Origin of the sequence: Arthrobacter sp. zg-Y916, assembly GCF_020907385.1 — a bacterium.
In the GTDB taxonomy this organism is placed as follows: Bacteria; Actinomycetota; Actinomycetes; order Actinomycetales; family Micrococcaceae; genus Arthrobacter_B; species Arthrobacter_B caoxuetaonis.
Map to the genome: position 1 here is coordinate 57,361 of NZ_JAJJOD010000005.1, position 14,965 is coordinate 72,325.

Genomic DNA, 14,965 nt, shown 5'->3' on the forward strand with positions numbered 1-14,965 from the left:
AAACCAGACTAGCCGGATTCAGCGTCCGGTGAGATTCCATGCATCTTCGGATCCGTCATCGTCGCCGCTCCCCTCGGATCCGTCGTAATACTCGGTGGCCTGCTGCCGGGATTCGAGGTCCTGGGCCACGAGGTCCACTGGACCCCCGGTTTCGAAGCCGTGGTTCACGTTCGCGTTGTCGGCCAGCGCAGCCGTCTCCGCGGCATCGGCGCCGGTCAGCGGTTCTCCGCCCTGGATGGCGGCCAGCGTAGCGGCGAGGTCGTCCGGCTTGACCAGCACGTCGCGGGCCTTGGAGCCCTCGGAGGGGCCCACCACGCCGCGGGATTCGAGCAGGTCCATCAGCCGGCCTGCCTTGGCGAAGCCGACGCGCAGTTTCCGCTGGAGCATGGAGGTCGAACCGAACTGGGTGGTCACCACCAGCTCGGTGGCCTGCAGCAGGACATCGAGGTCGTCTCCGATGTCGTCTTCAATCTGCTTCTTCGGCGCCGTGACCGTGACGTCCTCGCGGTACGTGGCCTGGAGCTGGTTCTTCACGTGCTCAACGACCCGGTGGATCTCCGACTCGGTCACCCAGGCGCCCTGCACACGGATGGGCTTATTGGATCCCATGGGGAGGAAGAGTGCGTCACCCTGGCCGAGCAGTTTTTCGGCGCCTGGCTGGTCCAGGACCACGCGCGAGTCGGTCACCGAGGAGGTGGCGAAGGCCATGCGGGACGGGACGTTGGCCTTGATCAGGCCGGTGACGACGTCGACCGAGGGCCGCTGCGTGGCCAGGACCAGGTGGATGCCGGCGGCACGCGCCAGCTGCGTGATGCGTACGATCGAGTCTTCGACGTCCCTCGGCGCGACCATCATGAGGTCTGCGAGCTCGTCCACGATGACCAGCAGGTACGGGTAGGCCTTGATGACGCGCTTGGACCCCGCCGGCGGCACGACCTTGCCGTTGCGGACGGCCTTGTTGAAGTCGTCAATGTGCTTGTAGCCGAAGTTCGCCAGGTCGTCGTAGCGGGTGTCCATTTCCCGGACCACCCATTGCAGCGCCTCCGCTGCCTTCTTGGGGTTGGTGATGATCGGGGTGATCAGGTGCGGCACGCCCTCGTACGCGGTCAGTTCCACGCGCTTGGGGTCCACCATGACCATGCGCACCTCATCAGGGGTGGAGCGCATCAGGATGGAGGTGATCATCGAGTTCACGAAGGAGGACTTGCCCGCGCCGGTGGCACCGGCCACGAGGAGGTGCGGCATCTTGGCCAGGTTCGCCACGACGAACCCGCCTTCGACGTCCTTGCCCACACCCATGACCATGGGATGGTCCGTCTTGCGTGCGGCATTGGAGCGCAGAACGTCGCCAAGGACAACGACTTCCTTGTCAGCGTTGGGGATTTCGATGCCGATGGCGGACTTGCCCGGGATCGGCGAGAGGATCCGCACGTCCGAACTGGCGACGGCGTAGGAAATGTTCTTCGACAGGGCCGTGACCCGCTCGACCTTCGTGCCCTCGCCCAGCTCGATTTCGTAGCGCGTCACTGTTGGTCCGCGCGAGAAGCCGGTGACCTGGGCATCGACGTTGAACTGCTGAAGCGTGCGGGTCAGGGCTGCGACGACGGCGTCGTTGGCTTCCGAGCGTTCCTTGGCGGGAGGTCCGGACGGCAGGAACTCCGACGGCGGCAGGGTATAGGTGACGTCGCCGGAGAGCTGGAGCTGCTCGGTGCGCTGGGGAATGGGGGCCGACGGCGGCACGTGGGCCACGGGGCGCGACGGCACCGGGGCCACCGGCGGGGCTGCGACGAGGGAGGCAGCAGCCTCCGGCACCAGCGAGATTGCTTCGGTGGGCGGCTCGGCATCCTCGAGGCCCTGGTCCCGGCGCAGCTTCTGCGTGGCAAGTTCCGCCTTCGTGGGACGGCGGACCCCCGGGGGCACCGCGGACTCGGCCGCAGCTGCTTCCTGCCGCTCTTCTTCGTCACGCAGGAGTGCGGCTTCAAAGGCCTCATCCCCGGCGTAGCCGTCCGGATGCTCCGTCTCTTCGTCCTTGCGGCCCTTTCCGAAGCGGCGCTGCTTCTTGGGCTTTTCAGGCTTGTCCGCGGCGTACAGGTAGCTCTGGTCGTGGGCCTCGGGATCATCGGCGGCCAGGTCCTGGCCCATGAGGTGCTCGTACAGGGCACGCAGCCGCAGCGGAATATGCCGGAACGGCGTGGCGGTAACGATCAGCACGGAGATAAACACCAGCAGCGAAAGCAGGATGATGACCGGCCACTTGGTGATGGCCGCGGAAAGCGGCCCTGCGACCAGGAATCCGACGATTCCGCCGGAAACCCAGAGCTGGTCGAATCCGTCAGAGAGGGCAGGCCCGCCGCCGATCAGGTGGGTGATACCGGCACCGGAGCAGAGCATCAGGGTCAGCCCGATGCTGATCCGGCCGTTGGCGCGGTGCCGTTCGGGATACCGGAACAGCCGCACGGAGGCGGTCAGGAGCATAAAGGGAAGCACGACGGCCATCCAGCCGAAAGTGCCGGCGGCGCCGGCATGGATGACGTCGGCAACCGGACCGCGCAGCGCCCACCATTCAACGGTGGCGACAAGCAGCGCGGTAAGGATGAGGAAGAATCCGGTGCCGTCGCGGCGGACGTCCCGGTCGGGAACGACGTCGGTGCCCAGTTTGCGCACTCCGGCGCCGACGATCCGGGCGATGCCCATCCAGGCGCCCTGGATGGCGCGCAGCGGCAGCGGAAGGGTCTCCTCGGGTGCCGCCTTGGCGGCCTGGCTGCGGCCCGTGGACTTGCCCTTCGCTGCGGTCTTTCCACCGGCGCCCCGGGAGGGAGTCCGGCTGGTCGAAGTGCCGCGCGCGGAGGGGGAAGTACGAGTCGCCATACTGGCCACGCTACCGGACGCAGGCCCCAAAACCCCGAATATACGCGCCAGGCAGCCGCTTTCCTTCCCCCGGCGTCAGGCCGCCGGGGGAAGGAAGGAGCGGCAGGATTATGCCTCGAGAACCACCGGAACGATCATCGGGCGGCGGCGGAGCCTGCGGTTGACCCAGGTCCCCACGACGCGGCGGACAACCTGCTGCAGCTGGTAGGCCGTGTGGTCGCGGTTGGACATCACGGCTTCCTCCAGAGCCTTGCTGATCTTGGGCTTGATCTCGTCGAACACGGCATCGTCTTCGGCGAAGCCGCGGGCATGGATCTCCGGCCCGGAGACGATGGTGCCGGTGCTGCGGTTCACCACGGTGATGACCGAGATGAAGCCTTCCTCACCGAGGATGCGGCGGTCCTTCAAGTCAGTGTCGGTGATCTCGCCAACGCTGGAGCCGTCCACGTAGACGAAGCCGCACTCAACGTTGCCGACCACCCGGGCCTTGCCGTTGACCAGATCCACCACGGTGCCGTCGTCGGCGAGGATGATGTTCTCTTCCGGCACGCCCGTCTGGGCGGCGAGCTTGCCGTTGGCGATCAGGTGCCGGGTTTCGCCGTGCACGGGCATGGCGTTCTTCGGCTTCAGGATGTTGTAGGTGTAGAGCAGCTCCCCCGCCGAGGCGTGGCCCGAGACGTGGATCTTGGCGGTTCCCTTGTGGACCACGTCGGCGCCGAGCTTCATCAGCCCGTTGATCACACGGAAGACGGCGTTCTCATTGCCCGGGATCAGGGACGAGGCCAGGATTACGGTGTCGCCGCGGCCCACGTTGATGCGGTGGTCTCCGTTGGCCATGCGCGAGAGCGCTGCCATCGGCTCGCCCTGCGAACCCGTGGACATCAGGACCAGTTTGTGGTCCGGCATGTTATCCACGTTCTTCAGGTCCACCAGGATGCCCTCGGGTACGTGGAGGTAGCCCAGCTTCTCTGCGATGGCCATGTTCCGCACCATGGAGCGGCCGACGAAGCAGACCTTGCGTCCGTGCGCGGCAGCGGCGTCGAGCACCTGCTGGACGCGGTGGATGTGCGAGGAGAAGGAAGCGACGATGATCCGCTTCTTGACCTTGCCGAAGAGCTCCTCGAGCACCGGGCCGATGTTGCGTTCGGGTGAAGTGAACCCGGGAACGTCGGCGTTGGTGGAGTCTGCCATGTAGAGGTCCACGCCCTCTTCGCCCAGCCGGGCGAACGCGCGCAGGTCGGTGATGCGGCCGTCCAGCGGAAGCTGGTCCATCTTGAAGTCGCCGGTATGCAGGACAGTGCCGGCGTCGGTCCGGATGAATACCGCGAGGGCGTCCGGAATGGAGTGGTTTACCGCCACGAATTCGCACTCGAAGGGGCCGAGCTGCTCAACCTGGCCTTCCTTCACGGTGAGCGTGAACGGCTTGATCCGGTGCTCCTGGAGCTTCGCCTCGATCAGCGCCAGCGTCAGCTGGGATCCGATGAGGGGGATGTCCTTCTTCAGCCGCAGCAGGTACGGAACGGCACCGATATGGTCCTCGTGTCCGTGGGTGAGCACGACGCCCACGACGTCGTCCAGCCGGTCCTCGATGTAGGAGAAGTCCGGGAGGATCAGGTCAACACCCGGCTGGGTCTCTTCCGGGAAGAGCACACCGCAGTCCACGATGAGCAGCTTGCCGTCGATTTCGAAGACGGCCATGTTGCGGCCGATCTCTCCGAGCCCGCCCAGCGCCACGATGCGCAGCGTCCCGGGCTTGAGGCGGGGAGGAGTCTTCAGTGCGGTGTCCGCAGTTTCAATCATGTTTTATTACGCCTTGTCCTGGGAAAAATCCCATCCTGCTTCGGCCAGGTCCGCCAGGACAGCTTCCATCTCGATCGCGTCGGGAGCCACCAGCGGCAGCCGTACGGCGGCGTTGGGGATCACTCCCTGCATCTTGAGGATCTGCTTGGCGGAAATGGCACCTGGTATGTGTGTCATTACGGCTCGCACTACCGGATCCAGTTCAAAGTGGATCCTGCGGGCCTTATCGAAATCTCCTGCGGCTGCCGCGTCCACGAGTGCGCGGAACGCGCGGGTCGCAACGTGGGCGCTGACGCTGACGACGCCGGCGGCTCCGGCCACCATCCACGGCAGCGTCAGTCCGTCGTCACCGGCGTAGACATCCAGCGTGGTGTTGGCCAGGACCCTGGTGACGGCAGCAAAGTCGGCCTTGGCGTCCTTGAGCGCCAGGACCTTGGGGTTCTCCGCGAGGCGGAACATCGTCTCCGTGGCGATGGGGATCCCGGCGCGGCCCGGGATGTCATAAATCATGATGGGCAGATCGCTGGCCGCCGAAACGGCGTCGAAGTGAGCGATCACGCCGGCCTGGGTCGGCTTGTTGTAATACGGCGTCACCACCAGCTGTCCGTCTGCACCGGCGCGTTCTGCCCGCTTGGCCATTTCCACCGAGTGGGAGGTGTGGTTGGTGCCGGTTCCGGCAATGACCTTCGCCCGTCCGCCGACCGTCTGCGCAACGACGCGGAAAAGGTCTTCCTTTTCGCTGTCCTCAAGGGTGGAGGTTTCGCCGGTCGTTCCGGAGATAACCAGGCCGTCACAGCCGTCCTCAACGAGTTTGTTGGCCAGGAAGGCCGTGGCCTCGAAGTCGACTTCGCCGTCGGCAGTGAACGGGGTGACCATCGCGGTCACCAGGGTTCCGAACGGACGGGAAGAAAGAGAAGAGTCAGCCATGGGTAAAACGTTACCTGTTGGACCTGCAATTGGGACAAACGGACACAGGCGCAGCCCGAGGCCGGGCGGGGCCTGTGAGACGATTCTGCAATGAGCAGAACGCGTCTGACGGGCATCGATGCGGCCCGCGGGGTGGCTTTGCTGGGCATGATGTCCACCCATATCTTCCCCCTGTATGACCCGGTAACCGGGGAACCCGCCTTTGTGGCGCTGGTGTTCTCCGGGCGCGCTTCGGCGCTGTTCGCCGTCGTGGCCGGCATTGGACTGGCACTGCTCACGGGGGGCCCGAATCCCGGTGCCGGGCGTTCCCCGTCAGCCAGCCGGCGCGGCATCGCCGCCCGGGCGGTGGTGATTGCGCTGATCGGCCTGCTGCTGGGCGGGCTCGACACCTCGATCGCGATCATCCTGTTCCACTACGCCGTACTGTTCCTGCTGGTCCTGCCGTTCACGAACATGCGGCTGCCCAGGCTGGCGGTCTGGGCAGGTGCGTGGGTGTGCCTTTCCCCTGTACTCGCCTATCTGGTGCGGCCGTGGCTGATCGCTAACGTGGTTCCGCCGGATGTCGGCGGCAACATCACGTGGGAACATTTCCTGGAACCGGCCACCCTGCTCTCGGATGTCCTCTTCACCGGCGTCTACCCGGCTCTCCAGTGGATGAGCTACCTGCTGATCGGCATGGTGATCGGGCGGCTGCAGCTCTCGGATCTCCGGGTGCAGGCCGGCCTGCTTGCCGCGGGCATCTTCGCGGCGCTGGGCGCCAAGTACCTGAGCTGGTACCTGCTCATTGATGCCGGCGGGTTCGCTGAGCTGCTCACCACCGAGTCGGGGCGGACGTGGCCCATCGGACGGATGCTCGAGGTCAACCTGACCGGGGTGGACCAGTCCGGCTCCTGGTGGTGGCTGGCGGTAAGCGCTCCGCACTCCGGAACCACGTTTGACCTGCTGCATACGGCAGGGACAGCGGCCGCCGTCGTCGCGGCCTGCCTGCTTTTGACCCGTTCCCGCCCGAACCTGCTGCTCCCGCTCTCTGCGGCAGGGGCGATGACGCTGACGCTGTACAGCGTCCACATCTGGGTGATGGCCCTCCTGGACGCGCAGCAGACCGCACCGGACCCGGGGTGGGTCTTCTGGCTCCAAGCCGCAGCAGCGGCCCTGGTGGGCCTGGCCTTTATCCGCCTGGGTTCCCGCGGCCCGCTGGAGACCGTCGCGTCGGGGGCTTCCCGGCTGGCCCGGGACGGAAAACTGACCGGGAACCGCCGCTGACGGCAGTGCACCGCTCCGGTATCAGTGCCCGGCAGGGAGCACTTCACCCTCGGTCGCTGCCGGCTTGCGGACAAAGAAGGCTGCCGCCACAGCCAGGACGCTGATCAACGCACCGGCAAGGAACGCAGACTGCACGCCTGCAGCAGTGGCCTCGACGCCGCCGGCTCCCTGCGCAAGCTTCGCGGCTGTACCGGTGGAGAGCAGCGTCACGAACAGTGCGGTTCCCGCACCGCCCATGACCTGCTGCACCGTGTTCAGGATGGCACTGCCGTGCGAGTACAGCCTCGGCTCCAGGGATCCCAGCGACGAAGTGAACAGCGGAGTAAAGGTCATGGCCAGGCCAATGCTGAGCAGGACGTGGATGACCGGGATAACGAACACCGGGGTGTCCTGGCGGAAGAAGGCCATCATGGCCCAGAGACTTCCGCTGACCAGCACCGAGCCGCCAATCAGGAGGGCTGTCGGGCCGATCCGGTCATAGATCCGGCCGACGACCGGTGACAGGATGCCCATGATGAGGCCGCCCGGCAGCAGGAGCAGGCCGGTCGTCAGGGTTCCCAGGCCCAGGACGGACTGCATGTAGATGGGCAGGACAATCAGGCTGCCGAAGAGGGTGATGCTCGACGCCGCGATCATGGCGATCGAAATCGTGAAGTTCCCCGTGCGGAAGGCCCGGAGGTCCAGCAGCGGCTCCGATATGCGGGCGAGCCTGCCCTGGCGGAGGATGAAGAGCACGAGGGCGGCCACGCCGACTGCGAAGGGAACCAAAGGCGGAACCGGCGCCGGGCTGTGGGACGCCCCCTCGCCCAGTGCAGAGAGTCCGTACAGCAGCCCGCCGAAGGCGAACGCGGAGAGGATGACGGACAGGACGTCGAGCGGGACCTTGCGCGGTTCGGTGACGTTTTTAATCTTGGCCGCGCCCAGGACCAGGGCGGCGACGGCGATGGGCAGCACCAGGATGAACATGAAGCGCCAGCTCAGCACGCTGAGGATCACTCCGGAAATGGTCGGCCCGATGGCGGGCGCCACGGAGATGACGATGGAAATGTTGCCCATGGTGCGCCCGCGTGCCGCCGGGGCGACGAGCGTCATCGCCGTCGTCATGAGCAGCGGAAGCATGATCGCTGTCCCGCTTGCCTGCACGACCCTGCCGATGAGCAGGACCGCAAAGCCGGGAGCGAGGGCTGCGACCAGCGTTCCACAGGTGAAGAGGATCATGGCGAGCAGGAAGATCTGCCGGGTGTGGAAACGCTGCAGCAGGAATCCCGTGATCGGAATGATCACTGCCATGGTGAGCAGGAACCCGGTGGTGAGCCACTGTGCGCTGGCCGCGCTGATGTCCAGGTCCGCCATGAGCGTGGGAAGGGCAACACTCATGATCGTCTCGTTCAGGATGACGACGAACGCCGAAACGATCAGGATGCCGATGACCAGCCGGTTGCGTGCAGCGTGGGGATCTGCGCCGGTGGCGGCGGATGCTGCCGGATCGGGTCGTGTGGGGCGGTTTCCGGCATGGGTCGTCAAAAAAGGGTCCTCGGATCGATTGTGCAGAGAGGCAGTACGCCCCTGAAAAGTATTGGTCTTGCTCTGTCCGTATTAGCTAACCGAAGCCGGGGCGAAAAGCTTCCCGGCGTGGCGCATCGCGGCACGTGCACGCTTGCGGTCCCCGGCGGCGTCGTACGCGCAGGAGAGCCGGAACCAGGCCCGCCATTGTTCCGGGTCGGCTTCGACCTCGGCCTGGTACTTTACGAACTCGGCGTCGGCAGCCTCCCGCACGATCCGCCCGCCCGGAGTCCGCGGCAGGTCATCGACGGGAAGTCCTCCCTCGTCGGCGAGGATGCGGGCCATTTTCTCGGTCTGCGCCCCAAAGAGCAGTTCGCGGACCAGCGCCCACACACCCACTGCGGGCAGGACGAAGTAGGCGGCACCCATGGCTTTGGTCACGAGGCCGTCTGACATCATCAGCAGCCATCCGCGCTGCGCGACGACCAGGATGTAGAAGACCAGGAGGATGGTGACGAGCAGGACACCGATCTTGGCCCGGTTATGGAACAGACCTGAAAAGAAGGTGGACAAGTGCGTTTCCTTAGGCGTTCAGGTTGAGGTAGCCGTCGAGGCCGACAGTGAGGCCCGGATGCGCTGCGACTTCGCGCAGGCCGAGCAGGACGCCGGGCATAAAGGAGGCCCGGTCGTAGGAATCGTGGCGGATGGTCAGCTGCTCCCCCGGCCCGCCCAGGAGGACCTCCTGGTGGGCTACCAGTCCGCGCAGGCGCACGGAGTGCACGCGGACTCCGCTGACGTCGGCCCCGCGTGCACCGGGCAGCTCCGTGGTTGTGGCGTCAGGTGACGGCCCGGTTCCGGCGTCGGAACGGGCGGCAGCTATCAGTTCAGCGGTCCGGGCCGCGGTGCCGGAAGGGGCATCTACCTTGTCCGGATGATGGAGTTCGACAATCTCCACGGACTCGAAGTACGGCGCGGCTTTGGCTGCAAACGCCGAAGCGAGCACGGAACCGAGGGCGAAGTTCGGAGCAATGAGGACACCGGCTTCCGGGTGCTCCGCCAGCAGCTCTTCCAGGCGCTGAAGGCGCCCGGCGTCCCAGCCGGTGGTTCCGACGACGGCGTGCATGCCGTGCTCGACGGCGAAGCGGACGTTGGCTTCGGTGCTGTCCGGAACGGTCAGGTCCACCACGTACTGCGCGCCGGCGGAGACCAGTGTCTGCAGGGAACCGGTGCGGCCCAGTGCCGCCACAAGTTCCAGGTCCGGGGCTGCTTCTACGGCCTTGACCGCTTCGGAGCCCATACGTCCGGTGGCACCGAGCACCGCGACAGGCAGTTTTTTACTCATGGGTCCAGATTACCGGTCAGGCGGGGGCGTCGCTGACGCCTACCCACTCGACGGTCCCGTCGTCAAAGACCTGTTCCTTCCAGACGGGGACCTGGGCCTTTACGGTATCCACCAGCTCTGCGCACGCGGCGAAGGCGGTGCCGCGGTGGGCGGAGGCGACGGCGGCAACCAGGGCTGCGTCCCCGATCTCCAGCGCTCCGGTGCGGTGGCCCACCCAGATCCGCACGCCGTCGTACTTTCGCGCAGTCTCCGCGGCGACCTCCGCGATGGCGGCGCCGGCCGTGGGATGGGCGCTGTAGCCCAGGGAGGCGACGCCGCGGCCGCCGTCGTGGTTGCGGACAATCCCGCTGAAAGTCACTACGGCGCCGTCCTGCGGGGTCCAGACCGCGGCGTAGGCGGTCTCGGTGTCCAGGACCGACTCGCCAACGGTGGCAGCGACGACTTTGCTAGTGCTCATTCTTTCCCTCCAACAGGCCGCAGATGTGTCCGAGGACAGGTTCCAGGACAGCCAGTCCGTCGGCGACGGCGGACGGAGATCCGGGAAGGTTCACGACAAAACTCGAGCCTGCCGTTCCGGCGTATCCGCGGGTCAGTGCGGCCATCGGTGTCTTGGCCAGGCCGGCGGCGCGCAGTGCTTCCATGATGCCGGGAACCTGGCGGTCCAGCAGCGGCAGGGTCTGCTCGGGAGTGGCGTCGGTCGGGCTGATGCCCGTGCCGCCGCTGGTGACCACCACGGACGGCTGCAGGGCCAGCATGCGCTTCAGCGCCTGGCCCACCGCATCACCGTCGGGCACCACTTCAGCCAGCACGACGTCATATCCCAGTGCGTAGAACCAGTCCTGCAGCAGCGGACCGGCTTCATCCTCATAGATTCCCGCGGAGGCGCGGGTGGAGGCGACCAGGATCGCCGCCGTCCGGCGTGCGGGTTCCTTCCGGGGGCTCACAGCGCCCAGTCCCCGCTTTTACCGCCCGACTTGGCCAGCACCATGATGTCGGAGATCACCGCGTGTTTGTCCACGGCCTTGATCATGTCGTAGAGGGTCAGGGCCGTGACGGAGACCGCTGTCAGGGCCTCCATCTCAACACCGGTCAGGGCCTTGGTCTTCACCGTTGCCTTCATCAGAACGGTGCTCTCCCCCGGCTCGAAGTCCACCGTCACCTTGGTGATTGGCAGCGGATGGCACAGCGGGATGAGGTTCGAGGTCTGTTTGGCGGCCATGATGCCGGCCACGCGGGATACGGCAAAGGCATCACCCTTGGGCAGGTCACCGTCGCTGAGCAGCCGCACCACGTCAGCAGTGGTGTTCAGCACCGCCTGTGCCGTGGCTTCGCGGGAGGTCTCCGCTTTCGCGGAGACATCGACCATGTGGGCGGTTCCGTCCGCCCTGACATGGGTCAGTGCCGGCTGGTTTTCGTCTCCGGCCATCGGCGCGGTCCTTTCGGTAAAACGGGTCATTCCAACAGCCATACTGTCACTTCCGAGCCGGCGGGGAGACGTTCTGTTTCTTCCGGAACCAGGACAAGTGCGTTGGAGGCAGCCAGGGCATGGATGAGGTGGGAGCCGGGCCCGCCGACGAGCGCCACCGTGCCGGCGTCGTACTGACCCCGCCGGACCTGCAGTTTCCCTGCCGGGCTCAGCGCCTCCTCGGCGAGGAGGGCTGTGAGGACCCGGCGTGGTGCCGGCAGGCCGGTCAAGGCGCTGAGCGCGGGCCGCAGGAACACTTCGAAGGAGACCAGGGCGCTGACAGGATTGCCCGGGAAACCCAGGAAAGGCACTCCGTCCACGGTCCCGATCCCCTGCGGACCGCCGGGCTGCATGGCCACCGAGATGAACTCGACGCCGTCGGCCGCCAGCGCCAGCCGCACCACCTCATACGCGCCCTTGCTGATACCGCCCGAGGTGAGGATCAGGTCCACCGGGTGCCGGGACAGGTCTTCGCGCAGGGCCGCGAGGAAATCCCCCGGGGAGTCCGCCAGGATGCGGGAGCGGATAACTTCGGCACCGGCTTCGCGCAGGCTGACAGCAAGCAGGGTGGTGTTCGCGTCATGGATCTGGCCCGGTGCCAGCGGCCGGCCCGGCTCCACCACCTCGTCGCCGGTGCTCAGCAGCAGCACCCGGAGGGGCGCGCGGACGCTGGCGGCGGGGATTCCCAGGGCCGCCAGCAGACCCAGCTGCGCCGCCCCAAGCCGTGTTCCGGCGGCCAGTGCCACGTCTCCCGCCGCAATGTCGCTGCCCCTGGAACGGACGAACTGTCCGGCCGGAACGCTGCCGGGCAGGGAAACAGCCTCCCCTTCGGGGTGCGGGTAGAACGTGTCCGGCACGGCACGCTCAATGGGTACGACGGCGTCCGCCCCCTCGGGCAGCATGGCTCCGGTCATGATCGGAGCTGCAGTGCCGGGGGCCAGGCCGGGAGCGGGCGCTCCGGCCGGAATGGCCGCAGCGACAGCCAGTTCCACGGCTGCTCCCCCGCTGTCCAGGTCCGTGCTGCCCAGGTCCGTGCTGCGGACGGCGTAGCCGTCCATCTGTGAGTTGGCGAACGGCGGAAGGCTGCCCGGGGCACGGACGTCACCGGCAAGGATGCGTCCGGCGGCGGCTTCCAGGCTCCGTTCCTGCGTCCGGCTGCGGAGGTTCTGTGCCAGCAGCTGCGCAACAGCGTCCTGGTGCTCCTGTACCGGGCGCCCCCGGTTGCCTGTGCTCCCCACGTGTCTCCTTCATCCGGCGTTCTTCCGGAAGTCTATGCGAGGGCTCTGGCCCTGCCGTTGTGCCTAGTCGCGCAGGCGACTGCGCAGGTCGGACAGTTCGGCGTCACTGAGTCCGCCGAAACGCAGGTATTCGGCCGACGAACCGTGGTTTTCCTCGACCCAGGCCAGCGCAGCGCGTATGACCCCGGCCGGTGCCTTGGTTGCCAGTGTGATGATTTCATCGTTCAGGGGAATCCCCAGTGCGGTGACCATGCCCAGCGTTTTCTCCGCCCAGGCGCCCGCGAGGTTGCGTTCGCTTGCCTCGTAGTCGGCGACGATCGCACCGGTTTCCACCCCGACAGCGTCCAGGATCAGCGCGACGGCAACACCGGTACGGTCCTTGCCCGCCGTGCAGTGGACCAGGGTTGCCGAACCGGGTCCGGTTGCCGACACTGCCCTGGCGCTCTGGGCAAACTCCGGCGCGGCGTGCTGCAGCATCCCGGTGTAGACCTCCCCCAGTGTGGGGAGCTGACCCACGGCGGCCTGCACCGCGCGTGCTGCCGCAGCCCGGTCACCGGAGAGACTCGCCCGCTGCATTTCCTGCTGCGCCATCGCCGTGAACGCTCCCTCCAGCAGCGGCAGGTCCAGCTTCAGGAAGGTGTTCAGGGCAGGCAGCCGGTCCGGTGCCATCTGCTGCTCTGCCGGCGTGCGGTAGTCAACAATGACGCTGATCCCGGATCCGGCCAGTTCCTCGAGGCCGTGCGGGGTCAGCCCCGCGATTGCGTCGGAGCGGTACAGCACTCCGGAATTGACGGTCCCGCCTCCGGAGAGCGGCAATCCGCCCAGGTCACGGAAGTTAACAGTGCCTTCGAGAGTCGTTATAGCCATTGCTCGACCCTAGCGGATACCCCGGACGGGACGGGGTGTTCAGCCGGCGCTGACCGTGACCGAATGCAGGCCGGTGGCGCCGTCGGGCACCACGGGCCGCTTCGTTGCGTCCTGCACGTTGCCGGCTGCGTCGAAGGCCCGGACTTCCACGGTGTGGTCGCCGGCGGAAAGCTCGACGTCGGCCGCGAACTGCCGCCAGGTGTCCGCCGAGATGCCGGCGGCAAGCCGCGCGTCCTGCCACTCGCCGTCGTCGACCTTGACCTGGACGTTGCTGATGCCCGTGTGCTGGGCCCAGGCGACGCCGGCAACCGTCACGGTGCCGGCGCTGAGCCGGGCATTGCGCGACGGCGTGTCGATCCGTGAAGAGAGTTTGACCGGACCGCGCTCGGACCAGCCCCGGTCTGTCCAGTAGGCAGTCTCATCCGCGAACCGGGAAACCTTCAGCTCGGTGACCCACTTGGTCGCCGACACGTACCCGTAGAGGCCAGGCACCACCATCCGGACCGGGAAGCCGTGTTCCGGAGGCAGCGGCTCACCGTTCATGCCAACCGCCAGCAGGGAATCGCGGGCATCGGTCAGGGCCTCCAGCGGCGTCGTGGCGGTCCAGCCGTCTTCGCTGGCGGACAGGACGACGTCGGCGCCGGCCTGCACCCCGGCTTCGGCCAGGAGCTTCCTCACCGGCCAGCCGAGCCACCGGGCGTTGCCAATCAAGGACCCGCCCACTTCGTTGGAAACGCAGGCCAGCGTGACCCAGCTTTCCTGCAGGGGCTTGGCCAGCAGCTGGTCATAGGTGAGTTCGACCTCCCTCTCCACGAGCCCCGTGACTCGCAGCCGCCACTCACGCGGGTTCACCAGCGGGACCCGGAGGGCTGTGTCGATCCGGTAGAAGTCGGCATTGGGCGTGATGAGGGGCTCAGTTCCCGGAATACTGAGGTCCGCGCCGGCAGGAACGGGTAATGCCGGTTCCACCGGTGACGGCAGATCGATGCCTGCGCGCAGGTCTTCAGCTGCTACCTGTGAACTGCGGGACAGCCCGGCCAGGCCGCCGCCGACCGCCGCCACGGCTGCCCCGCCGCCCACCGCTGCGAGGACGTCCCGTCGGCTGGCTCCCGGGTGTCCCGGGCCCGAAGCCGCGTAGCTGCGGATCCGTGCGGCCAGTGTACGAAGGACGAGCACACCAACCAGCCCGGCCAGCAGCGGTGGCAGGAGCGCCAACGCAGAAAACTGTGCCCGGGAGAGCGCCGCCGCCGCGCCCAGCACGCCAAAACCGGCCAGTACGGCCGAGCCCCACGGCGGACGCCTGGTTTCCAGCAGCCCGCAGGCCATGCCGATCAGGGCGATGACCAGCAGCATTCCGGCCAGGAGGGCGATTTTGTCCGCGGTGCCGAAGACTGCAATGGCCCAGTCCTTGACAGGTCCCGGCACGGCATCGACCACCACCGCTCCTACAGCCGTAACCGGTGACAAGGCAGGGCTCAGGACCGCCGCGGACAGCTCCCCGGCTGCGACGGCAAGCGCCGCTGCCACCAGCCCTGCAGCGCCGGCCCAGGGCCAGGTTCTTGGCATCGTTCTCTTCTCCGGTCAGCTAGGTTGGCCGGACGGTTTCCCGGGTGGCCTGGAACGATTATGGCAGTCCCGGCCACTGCCCCGGCGCGGCTGCGGAACCTTCCTAGAGGCCGGATGTGAAACCGC

Annotated in this window: 13 protein-coding genes; 1 reads left to right on the forward strand and 12 read right to left on the reverse strand. The window is 67.0% G+C overall.

Annotated elements, in window-relative coordinates:
* Positions 1–18: 18 nt before the first annotated feature.
* The 3 genes from LOC59_RS09805 to dapA form a co-directional block, all read right to left on the reverse strand.
* On the reverse strand, positions 19–2,868 hold the full coding sequence (locus LOC59_RS09805; RefSeq protein ID WP_229971711.1) for an FtsK/SpoIIIE family DNA translocase: 2,850 nt from the start codon (positions 2,866–2,868) through the stop codon (positions 19–21).
* Positions 2,869–2,976: 108 nt separating this feature from the next.
* Positions 2,977–4,668, reverse strand: coding sequence for a ribonuclease J (locus LOC59_RS09810; RefSeq protein ID WP_227894798.1), 1,692 nt, complete (start codon positions 4,666–4,668; stop codon positions 2,977–2,979).
* A 6-nt stretch (positions 4,669–4,674) separates the two neighbouring features.
* Positions 4,675–5,595, reverse strand: coding sequence for a 4-hydroxy-tetrahydrodipicolinate synthase (gene dapA / locus LOC59_RS09815; RefSeq protein ID WP_227894799.1), 921 nt, complete (start codon positions 5,593–5,595; stop codon positions 4,675–4,677).
* Between the two features lie 90 nt (positions 5,596–5,685).
* Between dapA and LOC59_RS09820 the strand changes: the two genes are divergently transcribed.
* Positions 5,686–6,858: a heparan-alpha-glucosaminide N-acetyltransferase domain-containing protein gene (locus LOC59_RS09820; protein ID WP_229971713.1), complete on the forward strand. Its 1,173-nt coding sequence runs from the start codon at positions 5,686–5,688 to the stop codon at positions 6,856–6,858.
* 21 nt (positions 6,859–6,879) lie between these two features.
* Here LOC59_RS09820 and LOC59_RS09825 read toward each other — a convergent pair whose 3' ends face one another.
* From LOC59_RS09825 to LOC59_RS09865, 9 genes are all read right to left on the reverse strand, one after another.
* On the reverse strand, positions 6,880–8,382 hold the full coding sequence (locus tag LOC59_RS09825) for a DHA2 family efflux MFS transporter permease subunit (protein WP_229971715.1): 1,503 nt from the start codon (positions 8,380–8,382) through the stop codon (positions 6,880–6,882).
* 72 nt (positions 8,383–8,454) lie between these two features.
* Complete coding sequence (locus LOC59_RS09830; RefSeq protein ID WP_227894802.1) at positions 8,455–8,934, reverse strand: hypothetical protein; 480 nt, start codon at positions 8,932–8,934, stop codon at positions 8,455–8,457.
* A 10-nt stretch (positions 8,935–8,944) separates the two neighbouring features.
* Complete coding sequence (gene dapB / locus LOC59_RS09835) at positions 8,945–9,703, reverse strand: 4-hydroxy-tetrahydrodipicolinate reductase (protein ID WP_229971717.1); 759 nt, start codon at positions 9,701–9,703, stop codon at positions 8,945–8,947.
* 16 nt (positions 9,704–9,719) lie between these two features.
* Positions 9,720–10,160: a molybdopterin synthase catalytic subunit gene (locus LOC59_RS09840; protein WP_227894804.1), complete on the reverse strand. Its 441-nt coding sequence runs from the start codon at positions 10,158–10,160 to the stop codon at positions 9,720–9,722.
* The gene (locus LOC59_RS09845; protein ID WP_227895322.1) at positions 10,150–10,656 is read right to left on the reverse strand and encodes a MogA/MoaB family molybdenum cofactor biosynthesis protein; all 507 of its coding nucleotides are present in this window, start codon (positions 10,654–10,656) and stop codon (positions 10,150–10,152) included. Before LOC59_RS09845 ends, LOC59_RS09840 begins: the two co-directional genes overlap by 11 nt.
* Complete coding sequence (gene moaC / locus LOC59_RS09850) at positions 10,644–11,159, reverse strand: cyclic pyranopterin monophosphate synthase MoaC (protein ID WP_269440066.1); 516 nt, start codon at positions 11,157–11,159, stop codon at positions 10,644–10,646. Before moaC ends, LOC59_RS09845 begins: the two co-directional genes overlap by 13 nt.
* Complete coding sequence (locus LOC59_RS09855; protein ID WP_229971718.1) at positions 11,156–12,406, reverse strand: molybdopterin molybdotransferase MoeA; 1,251 nt, start codon at positions 12,404–12,406, stop codon at positions 11,156–11,158. Before LOC59_RS09855 ends, moaC begins: the two co-directional genes overlap by 4 nt.
* 63 nt (positions 12,407–12,469) lie before the next feature.
* Entirely contained in the window at positions 12,470–13,273 is an 804-nt protein-coding gene (locus LOC59_RS09860) for a tyrosine-protein phosphatase (RefSeq protein ID WP_229971720.1), read from the reverse strand.
* Between the two features lie 39 nt (positions 13,274–13,312).
* Positions 13,313–14,839, reverse strand: coding sequence for a molybdopterin-dependent oxidoreductase (locus LOC59_RS09865; protein ID WP_229971722.1), 1,527 nt, complete (start codon positions 14,837–14,839; stop codon positions 13,313–13,315).
* Between the last annotated feature and the right edge of the window lie 126 nt (positions 14,840–14,965).

What these genes read in the sequence shown, in the direction of transcription:
- LOC59_RS09805 (WP_229971711.1), bottom strand. Translation starts at nt 2,868, where the DNA reads ATGGCGACTCGTACTTCCCCCTCCGCGCGCGGCACTTCGACCAGCCGG.
- LOC59_RS09810 (WP_227894798.1), bottom strand. Translation starts at nt 4,668, where the DNA reads ATGATTGAAACTGCGGACACCGCACTGAAGACTCCTCCCCGCCTCAAG.
- dapA (WP_227894799.1), bottom strand. Translation starts at nt 5,595, where the DNA reads ATGGCTGACTCTTCTCTTTCTTCCCGTCCGTTCGGAACCCTGGTGACC.
- LOC59_RS09820 (WP_229971713.1), top strand. Translation starts at nt 5,686, where the DNA reads ATGAGCAGAACGCGTCTGACGGGCATCGATGCGGCCCGCGGGGTGGCT.
- dapB (WP_229971717.1), bottom strand. Translation starts at nt 9,703, where the DNA reads ATGAGTAAAAAACTGCCTGTCGCGGTGCTCGGTGCCACCGGACGTATG.
- LOC59_RS09840 (WP_227894804.1), bottom strand. Translation starts at nt 10,160, where the DNA reads ATGAGCACTAGCAAAGTCGTCGCTGCCACCGTTGGCGAGTCGGTCCTG.
- moaC (WP_269440066.1), bottom strand. Translation starts at nt 11,159, where the DNA reads ATGACCCGTTTTACCGAAAGGACCGCGCCGATGGCCGGAGACGAAAAC.
- LOC59_RS09860 (WP_229971720.1), bottom strand. Translation starts at nt 13,273, where the DNA reads ATGGCTATAACGACTCTCGAAGGCACTGTTAACTTCCGTGACCTGGGC.
- LOC59_RS09865 (WP_229971722.1), bottom strand. Translation starts at nt 14,839, where the DNA reads ATGCCAAGAACCTGGCCCTGGGCCGGCGCTGCAGGGCTGGTGGCAGCG.